General features: G+C 73.3%; 8 protein-coding genes and 1 pseudogene. 7 read left to right on the top strand and 2 right to left on the bottom strand.

The features are described from left to right. The 5 genes from CR470_RS32515 to CR470_RS32495 form a co-directional block, all read left to right on the top strand. Positions 1-1207 (top strand): acetate--CoA ligase family protein (locus CR470_RS32515; protein WP_179892446.1); only part of this gene is annotated, 1207 nt, incomplete at its 5' end. Between the two features lie 75 nt (positions 1208-1282). Continuing rightward, complete coding sequence (locus CR470_RS32510; RefSeq protein WP_097871054.1) at positions 1283-1879, top strand: DUF5998 family protein; 597 nt, start codon at positions 1283-1285, stop codon at positions 1877-1879. Beyond that, positions 1879-3066 carry an alkaline phosphatase family protein gene (locus CR470_RS32505; RefSeq protein ID WP_097871053.1) on the top strand — a complete coding sequence of 396 codons (1188 nt, stop codon included), beginning with the start codon at positions 1879-1881 and terminating at the stop codon, positions 3064-3066. Before CR470_RS32510 ends, CR470_RS32505 begins: the two co-directional genes overlap by 1 nt. A 45-nt stretch (positions 3067-3111) precedes the next feature. Then, entirely contained in the window at positions 3112-3762 is a 651-nt protein-coding gene (locus CR470_RS32500; RefSeq protein ID WP_097871052.1) for a thymidine kinase, read from the top strand. 137 nt (positions 3763-3899) lie between these two features. Then, positions 3900-4961, top strand: a complete 1062-nt coding sequence (locus CR470_RS32495; RefSeq protein ID WP_257138989.1) for a metallophosphoesterase family protein — start codon at positions 3900-3902, stop codon at positions 4959-4961. Between the two features lie 136 nt (positions 4962-5097). On the opposite strand, the gene CR470_RS32490 is transcribed toward CR470_RS32495, so the two are convergent. Continuing rightward, positions 5098-5907, bottom strand: coding sequence for a VOC family protein (locus CR470_RS32490; RefSeq protein WP_097871050.1), 810 nt, complete (start codon positions 5905-5907; stop codon positions 5098-5100). 233 nt (positions 5908-6140) lie between these two features. Between CR470_RS32490 and CR470_RS32485 the strand changes: the two genes are divergently transcribed. Next, complete coding sequence (locus tag CR470_RS32485) at positions 6141-6971, top strand: sulfurtransferase (protein ID WP_097871049.1); 831 nt, start codon at positions 6141-6143, stop codon at positions 6969-6971. A 108-nt stretch (positions 6972-7079) separates the two neighbouring features. Here the strand turns inward: CR470_RS32485 and sepH are convergent, their stop codons facing one another. Next, positions 7080-8177, bottom strand: coding sequence for a septation protein SepH (gene sepH, locus CR470_RS32480; RefSeq protein ID WP_097871048.1), 1098 nt, complete (start codon positions 8175-8177; stop codon positions 7080-7082). 496 nt (positions 8178-8673) lie between these two features. Between sepH and CR470_RS39870 the strand changes: the two are divergent. Next, positions 8674-9168, top strand: a pseudogene (locus tag CR470_RS39870) (hypothetical protein); the annotation flags it as partial.

The raw sequence follows: 9168 nt of genomic DNA, 5'->3' as shown, positions 1-9168 counted from the left end.
GCACAAGGCCGTGGCCGGGGGCTCGGCCAAGCCGGTGGCCGTCGTCCACGTCGAGATCGGGGGCCTCGCCGAGGCGCTGGCCGCCGCGTCCAGCACCGCCGCGCCGCGCCCCCGCACGGTGACGCCCGCCGCCGACCGGACCCGGGCAGCCACCACCACTCCCTCGACCGGCCCGGCCCGGAGCACCGCCCCGGCCGCACCCGCCACCCCGCAGGAGAGCACCGCCCCGGCCACGCCGACCGCCCCCCGGGCAAACACCGTCCCGGCCCCGGGCCCCGGTCCCGACGCGTCCGCGGCCCCGAGCACCGCCCCGGAAGCCGCCACGGGCCCCGGTCGCATCCCCGCCTACCCCGCCGCCGAACGCGCCGTGCGGGCCCTCGCCGAGGCCGTGAAGTACGCCCAGTGGCGGCGCCAGGCGGCCGTGCCCGGCAAGATCCCCGAGTTCCTCGACGACACCATCGACGAGCCCGGGGCCGCCGCCCTGATCGCGGCACAGCTCGCCACCGCCCCCGACCCTCGCGGCCGCCCGCTCACCCACGACGAGGCCCGCGAACTGCTCGGCCGTTACGGCATCGCCGTCCGCCCCACCCTGCCCGCCCCGGACCCCGAGGCGGCCGTCGCCGCGGCGGCCCGGCTCGGCTACCCGGTCGCCCTCAAGACCACCGCGCCCCACCTGCGCCACCGCGCCGACCTCGGCGGGGTCCGCCTCGACGTCGTCGACGAGGAGGCGCTGCGCCGGGCATACGGAGAGCTGACCGATCTCCTCGGCAAGCCCGCCGAACTGCTCCCCGTCGTCCAGGCGATGGCCCCGCGCGGCGTGGACACCGTCGTCCGCGCCTCCATCGACGCGGCGGCCGGGGCCGTCCTCTCCTTCGGCCTCGCGGGCGCGCCCTCCGAACTGCTCGGCGACACCGCGCACCGGCTGGTCCCCGCCACCGACCGCGACGCCGCCGAACTGATCCGGTCCATCAGGGCGGCCCCGGTGCTGTTCGGCTGGCGGGGATCGGCCCCGGTCGACACGGCCGCGCTCGAAGAGCTGCTGCTGCGGCTGTCCCGGCTGGTCGACGACCACCCTGAGGTGGTCTCCGTCGCCCTCGAACCGGTCGTCGTCGCCCCGCACGGGCTGAGCGTGCTCGGCGCGAGCGTCCGGCTCGCCCCGCCGCCCGCCCGGAACGACCTGGGCCCCCGCCGCCTTCCGAACTACTGAGCCCCACCGGCGGCCGACCGCCGGTGCGCACCGGGGCGTCCCCGGCAGTCACCGGTCCGCCGTAGGATGGTGCTCATGGCAAAGACCGGTACGACGACCCAGGGGCTGCGCGCGGCGATCGAGCGCAGCGGCTACTACCCGGCCCTCGTGGCCGAGGCGGTGGAGGCCGCCGTCGGCGGGGAACCGGTCGCTTCGTACCTGGTGCACCAGGAGACCACGTTCGACTCCAACGAGGTGCGCCGCCATGTGACGGTCCTCGTCCTGACCGAGCACCGGTTCATCGTCAGCCACACCGACGAGCAGGCCGCCGACACCAGCTCCCCGACGCCGTACGCCACCACCTCCACCGAGTCGGTGAAGGTGGAGCGGATCTCCTCCGTCGTGGTCAGCCGCGTCGTGGCCAACCCGGAGAAGTACGTCCCGGGCACCCTGCCCCGCGAGGTCGTCCTCACCATCGGCTGGGGCGCGGTCTCCCGGATCGACCTGGAGCCCGCCGCCTGCGGCGACGCCAACTGCGAGGCGGACCACGGCTACACCGGCAGCTCCACCGCCGACGACCTGAGCCTGCGGGTCAGCGAGGCCGGTGACGGCCCCGACGCCGTGCGCCAGACCCTCGCCTTCGCCCAGTCGCTCTCCGAGGCCACGGCCGCCACTTCGGCGACCGGCCGCTGATGGCCCAGCCCGCCTGGCAGGACCCCGTCCTGCTGCCCCTCGACACCGCGCCCGTGCCCGAGTACGGCAGCGGCTCGCTCGCCGACCTGCTGCCGACGCTCGCCGCCGGACAGGAAGTGCCCGGCTTCACCGCCGCGATCCCCGAGCTGACCCCGGCCGACCGCAACTGCGTCTTCCTGATTGACGGCCTCGGCTGGGAGCAGATCAAGGCCCACGCGGACGAGGCCCCCTTCCTGCACTCCCTTCTCCCCACCTCGCGCGGTGGCACCGGCCGCCCGCTCACCGCGGGCTTCCCCTCCACCACCGCCACCTCGCTCGCCTCGGTCGGCACGGGGCTGCCGCCCGGCGAGCACGGCCTGCCCGGCTACACCGCCCGCAACCCGGAGACCGGCGAGCTGATGAACCAGCTCCGCTGGAAGCCGTGGACCGCGCCGAAGGTCTGGCAGCCGTACCCCACGGTCTTCCAGCTCGCCGACGCCGCGGGCGTGCACACCGCGCAGGTCTCCGCGCCGACGTTCGAGCAGACCCCCCTCACCAAGGTCGCGCTCAGCGGCGGCTCCTTCCTCGGCCGGCTCTCCGGCGAGGACCGGATGGACGTCGCCGCCCAGCGCCTGGCCGCCGGCGACCGCTCGCTCGTCTACACGTACTACAGCGAGGTCGACGGCAAGGGCCACCGCTTCGGCACCGACTCCGACGCCTGGCGCGGCCAGCTGATGTACGTCGACGGGCTCGCCCGACGCCTCGCCGAGCAGCTCCCGCCGCGTTCCGCGCTCTACATCACCGCCGACCACGGCATGATCGACATCCCGTTCGACGAACAGTCCCGGATCGACTTCGACGAGGACTGGGAGCTGCGCGCCGGCGTCGCCCTCCTGGGCGGCGAGGGGCGTGCTCGCCACGTCTACGCGGTGCCGGGTGCGGAGGCCGACGTCCTGACCGTCTGGCGCGAGGTGCTCGGCGAGCAGTTCTGGGTCGCGAGCCGGGACGAGGCCATCGCGGCCGGCTGGTTCGGGCCGACGATCGACGAGCGGGTGTACGGCCGGATCGGCGACGTGGTCGCCGCCGCCCACGACGACGTGATCATCACGGCCTCCGTCAACGAGCCGCACGAGTCGGCGATGGCGGGCGTGCACGGCTCCCTGACCCCGGTGGAACAGCTCGTCCCCCTCCTCGAAGTACGCTCGTAACCCCTCCCGCCGTGCCCGCCCCCTCCGAAAGGTGCTCGACCCCTCATGCCCGAGCTGGTGTTCTTCTCCGGAACCATGGACTGCGGAAAGAGCACGCTGGCCCTGCAGATCGGTCACAACCGCTCGGCACGCGGGCTCCAGGGCGTGATCTTCACCCGGGACGACCGCGCGGGGGAGGGCAAGCTCTCCTCCCGGCTCGGCCTGGTGACGGACGCCGTCGAGGCCGAGGAGGGCATGGACCTGTACGCGCACATCGTCGACCGGGTCAGCCGGGGCGGCCGGGTCGACTACGTGATCGTGGACGAGGCGCAGTTCCTCGCCCCGGACCAGATCGACCAACTGGCCCGCGTCGTCGACGACCTGGGGCTCGACGTCTTCGCCTTCGGCATCACCACGGACTTCCGCACCAAGTTGTTCCCCGGCTCCCAGCGGCTGATCGAGCTGGCCGACCGCATAGAGGCACTCCAGGTCGAGGCGCTCTGCTGGTGCGGCGCCCGCGCCACGCACAACGCCCGCACGGTGGACGGCGAGATGGTCGTCGAGGGCGCCCAGGTCGTCGTCGGCGACGTCAACCGACAGGCGGGCGAGGTCGGTTACGAGGTGCTGTGCCGCCGCCACCACTGCCGCCGCATGACGAGCCGTTCCGTCCACGCCGGCGTGCTCTCGCCGGACGTCCTGCCGGTGTCGTCGGACTGAGCCGTCCGGGCCGCCCGGCCACCGTCCCCGGGCTTCAGCCGGCAGCCACCTCCCCTACGCCGAGAAGTCATCGTGATCGACCAGGCTTCCCCCGTCCGGTCCCACACAGGGATCGCACGACGAAGGAAGTTCTACCGATGGATCGCAGATCGTTCATGGCCACGACGGGCCGCGCCTCACTCCTGGCGGGCGGGGCTCTCACCGCCGGCGCCGCCCTGACGGCCCCATCGGCAGAGGCCGCCCCAGCCGCCTCGGAGCACGGGAAGCACGGCCACGGCAGCGGGGGCCGGACGGTGCGGTTCAACATCATCAGCGATATCCAGGGCGACCTGGCCGACTTCGGCAAGGCCCTCGACGACCTGCACCGGATCAACCCCCGCAGCGCCGGACTGGGGATCGCCGGCGACATCACACCCCGCGGCTACGACTTCGAGTACGCGGACGTCCGCCGCACCCTCGGGCGGCACCGGCACCCCGAGAACCTCGCGTGGGCCATCGGCAACCACGAGTTCTACGTCCCCAAGTACAGCGACCCGAACACGCTCGCCCAGGACACCTGGCCCAACGGCACCACCGAGGGCTCGCTCTTCCGCAGCTTCTACAACTTCGCGGGACGGAACAAGGTCTACGCGGAGGCGTCGTTCGGCGGCGTTCCCGTCCTGACCCTCGGGACCGAACGCTATGCGCACTACCACGACGCGAAGTTGTGGGACGAGGTGTGGATCAGTGACGCGCAGTTCGCCTGGCTGGAGGACCGGCTCGCCCACTGGGCGCGACGGCGCAAGCCCGTCATGGTGATGACCCACCACCCCCTGCCCAACACCGTGTCGGGCACCCGCAACAAGCTCTATCTGGGCGACTACCTCCAGCCCGACCGGCTCCTCTCGATCCTCGGCCGTCACAAGGACGTGTTCCTCTTCTCCGGCCACACCCACTGGGATCTCAACCTGTCCGACTGGGTGGTCCGCAGGGTCGTCCCCGGCACCGGAAACCTCGAAGGCTTCACCGTCGTGAACACCGCGGCGGTCCAGACGGGCTGGACGGACGACGGCAAGGGAGGCGAGGTCGCGGTGGGCGGCACCTTCAACCAGGGCCTCCAGATCGAGGTCGGCCCGCGCACGGTCGTCATCAAGGCCCGCGACTTCTCCACGGGCACCTGGCTCAAGCAGCTCACGGTTCCGCTGCACACCGGGGCCTGAGGGGCGGCGCCGATCGCGTCCGCGGCGCATCCGGGCCGGGGCCCGGTGGTGGCCCGTGGTGCTACCGCGCCCCCGCACCGGTCGGTAGCACCACGGATCTCCGCACCCGGACTGTTCCGGGGCGCCGGGTCCGGCGTCAGCCGGCCTTCGCCCCGCCTTCCGCGGACCCGCCCCCGGCGGCGGACCGGATGACCGTGAACACGGCCCCCTCGGGATCCGCGACCGTCGCCAGCCGCCCGCCCGATCCCTCGCGCGGCGGCTGCAGGACGCGCCCGCCCAGCTCCACGACCCGGGCCGCGGCCCGGTCGGTGTCGGCGACCTCGAAGTGCGTCATCCAGTGCGGCCCCCGGTCGCGCGGCAGCGCGTGGCCGACCCCGTGCAGCGCCGCCACCGGAACGTCGTCCAGGCACAGGGTCTGGTAGTCGAAGTCGGCAGAGACGACCGCCTCCGTCCCGTAGCCGAAGACCGTCTGGTAGAACTTCGCGACCATCGAGGTCTCCTGGGTCACCAGCTCGTTCCAGACAGGGGTGCCGGGCACGCCCGCCGTCATCGTGCCGATGTGTTCCGAGCCCTGCCAGATGCCGAAGACCGCCCCGCTCGGGTCCGAGGCGATGGCGAGCCGCCCTGCCTCGCCCGCGTCCAGCGGGCCGACCGCGACCGTCCCGCCGCAGGAGCGGATGGCCTCCGCGGTGACGTCGGCGTCGTCCGTGGCGAGGTAGGTGGTCCAGGCGATCGGGAGATGGCGGTCGGGCGGCAGCTGGCCGATGCCCGCGACCTCCTTCCCGTGCAGCAGCCCGCGGACATAGGGGCCCAGTTGTTCGGGGCCCGGCCGGAACTCCCAGTCGAACAGGGCCCCGTAGAACTCCTGGGTCGTGGTCAGGCCGTGCACGATCAGACTCACCCAGCAAGGTGTTCCGGGCGTGCGCCGGGCGTGGGCCTCGGTCATCGTCTTCTCTCCTCGGACCGTTGTGGTGGCCGTGCGGGGGACGGGACAGGTACGCCGTCCCGGGTCGGGAAGCGGTCCGCGTGCCCCGTGCAGATGCTCGCACCCCCCGGCGCGGGAGACGCACCGGCCGCGCCGCGTCGTCCGGGTTCTCGACGAAGGACGGCCGGATACCCGCCGGCCGTCCCTGCCGATGCTGTTACGGGTGCCGCCGCCGCTGCGCGAGGATGGCACCCATGAAGCCCATCATTACCGCATCCGAATGCGTGAGCGAGTCGGCCGGGTCGCGACCGCCGGTGCTCCTGGACGTCCGCTGGCAGCTCGGCGGCCCGCACGGCCGCCCCGACTACGAGGCCGGTCACCTGCCCGGCGCGGTCTTCGTCGACCTCGATACGGAACTGGCCGGTCCGGCGGGCGACGGCGGCCGCCACCCCCTCCCGGACCCGGAGGCCTTCGGGGCGGCGATGCGCCGGGCCGGGGTCGGCCAGGACACCCCCGTCGTGGTGTACGACGGCGGCCTGGGCTGGGCCGCGGCGCGAGCCTGGTGGCTGCTGCGCTGGACGGGGCACCGGGACGTACGGGTCCTGGACGGCGGCCTCGCCGCCTGGACGGGCGACCTCTCCACCGAGATCCCGCACCCCGACGAGGGCGATTTCCGGCCGAAACCGGGGGCCCTGCCCACGCTGGACGTGGAAAGCGCGGCGGCTTTCGCCCGGTCGGGTCTGCTGTTGGACGCTCGTGCGGCGGAGCGCTACCGGGGCGATGTGGAGCCGATCGACCGCGTCGGCGGCCACATTCCCGGGGCTGTCTCCGCGCCGACCACGGAGAATGTCGACGAGGAGGGGCGCTACCTGCCGGCCGAGCGGCTCGCCGCGCGGTTCGCCGGCCTGGGGGCGGAGGGAAGCTCCGAAGGCGTGGGCGTCTACTGCGGATCCGGGGTCTCCGGCGCGCACGAGGTGCTGGCCCTGGAGATCGCGGGCTTCACCGGCGTCCTGTATCCCGGCTCCTGGTCCGAGTGGTCCTCGGACCCCTCCCGGCCGGTCGCCACGGGGCCCGAGCCCCAGTAGTCCCGCCGCACCGGCCACGCGTGGCGGCCGGGGGCGGGGGGACGGTAAGGCAGCGGGGTCCGTACGCGACCGCGTACGGACCCCGCTCCCACCGGTGGTCATTCCCGGTCAGTCCTGCTTCTTGCGCCGGGTGCCGAAGACGATCTCGTCCCAGCTCGGCACGGCGGCACGGCGTCCCGGCCGGACTCCGTCCGCCTCGGCCTGACGGTCCGTCGTCCCGGTCAGCCGGTCGCGGTGACCGGCCACCGCCCGGGGCATCAACACATCCGCGTAAGCGGATCCCGCGCCGGCCGAGGCGGCGGCGGGCGGCGCGTCCGCCTCCGTCTCCTCCGCCGGTTCGAGCGCGGGCGGCTCGGGCTGGGTGGGCCGCTCGGGGACGACCATGTCGCCCCGGAAGCTCGGCACCGCCTCCAGCAGGCTGGTCAGCGAGTCGCGCTCGCCGGCCGAGGCGCTGCTCACGTACTCCTCGGGCTCGGCGGCGGCCGGGGCGGGCCGCTCGATCTGCCGGTCGAGGGCCCGGTCCAGCGGTCGGTCGCGGTCGATCTGCCGGTCCAGGCTCCGGTCCAGCGGCCGGTCGCGCGGCAGCCGGGCGATCCGGGGCACGAACGGGAAGCTGGGCTCGGGCGCGGCGACGTCGTCGGTCTCGCCGATCAGCGAGCGCGCCTCGTCGTCCACGGCCTGGACCAGCCGCCTGGGCGGGTCGTACGTCCAGCTCGCCGAGTGCGGCTCACCCGCGACCCGGTAGACGAGCAGGACTTCCCAGGTGCCGTCGTCGCGGCGCCACGAGTCCCACTGGACGGTTTCCTTGTCGGCGCCGCGCAGCAGGAGACGCTCCTGCACCGCCTCGCCGAGTTGAGGGCCGGTGTTCTCGCCGGGACGGCGCACAGGAGTCTTCCGGGCCCGCTCGGCCATGAAGGCGCGCTCCGCGAGCACGGGGCCCTCGAAGCGGCGTACACGGTCGACGGGGATGCCCGCGAACTGGGCGACCTCCTCCGCGGAGGCACCGGCCCGTATGCGGGCCTGGATGTCGCGGGGACGGAGGTGGCTCTCCACCTCGATCTCGATCTGGCCGAGCCGGGCGCGGTCGTTGCGCACGGCGGCGCGCAGCCGCTCATCGATCGGAAGCGTGTACTCCGTGCTGTCCGCAGCCTTGAGCACCAGTCGTGTGCCGTCGTTGGAGACGGCCACGACACGCAGTTCGGGCATGGGGACCTCCCGGGTGGTGCCTGCCGACGTCACGTGCGTCGCTGCTTCCGCTAGTCGAGTGTGACCTGCCCGGGTGCAGCCTGCCACAACCTTGCCACGTTGCCCGGCGTGTCGGGCACTCGTCCTGGTGCACCACCATGACACGGTTGCCCATTGCGACCCAAAGTGGCCGATTTGGCCGCTCTGTGCAGCAGGCATCCGTGTGATGCCTTGACGCGCCGCCGGTTCGAGTGCCGCCGTCGGACCCTCCGGTAGCTGCGGAATCCCACGTCGGAGTCCGCCCCAGGGCTCGTCACAGTACTCCATTCGGGCCACCGGGGTGGACCGGCGCGCCGTCGAAGTTCTCGCGGGGCGCGGGAGTTGGGTTACCCAGTTCTCCGCGAAATGCCCCTGACGCGTGGTGTGCTTCACACAATCTCCGGAAACGGAACTATCCACTTCGCTCATTTGTCCCTTCTTGTTGCATGGTGGGAGAGATGTCAAGCAGGGGCTGGTAATGGTTCAGAAGCCGGAAAGCGACACAGAACTTAAGGAAAGGCGCATAGATCTGAGTCTTCCGCAGGTCGCCGGGAGTGCCGTGGCAGCCGTCGCGGCGGCCGTGCTGGCCTCGCAGTTGGGCGTGTACGGCACGATCGCGGGAGCGGGCGTGATGAGCATCGTCGCCACCTGCGGCGGCTCGGTCTTCCAGCACTTCTTCCGCCGCACCGGCGAGCAGATCCGCGAGGTGACGGTCCAGGTGACCCACCCGGAGGGCCGCCGGGTGACGGTGCACACCAAGGAGACGACGCCCGCCGGGCGCGGAGGCGCCGCCCGGCGGTCCGAGCCCGAGCCCGCCGACGACGACGCCACCACGGTGCTGGCCACGGTCGACCCGGGCACGGTGCCGGAGGTGATCCCGGACGCGGAGAGCAGGCGGGTGCTGAAGCCCGTCGACCCGGACCGGACCCAGCTGCTGGACCTCGGCGACGCGCGGACCCGGATGCTCCGGGTC

The sequence above is a fragment of the Streptomyces sp. rh34 genome (genome assembly GCF_002551245.1).
Lineage (GTDB): Bacteria > Actinomycetota > Actinomycetes > Streptomycetales > Streptomycetaceae > Streptomyces.
The sequence above is the reverse complement of the archived record's forward strand: the minus strand, read 5'-3'. Positions and strand labels throughout refer to the sequence as shown.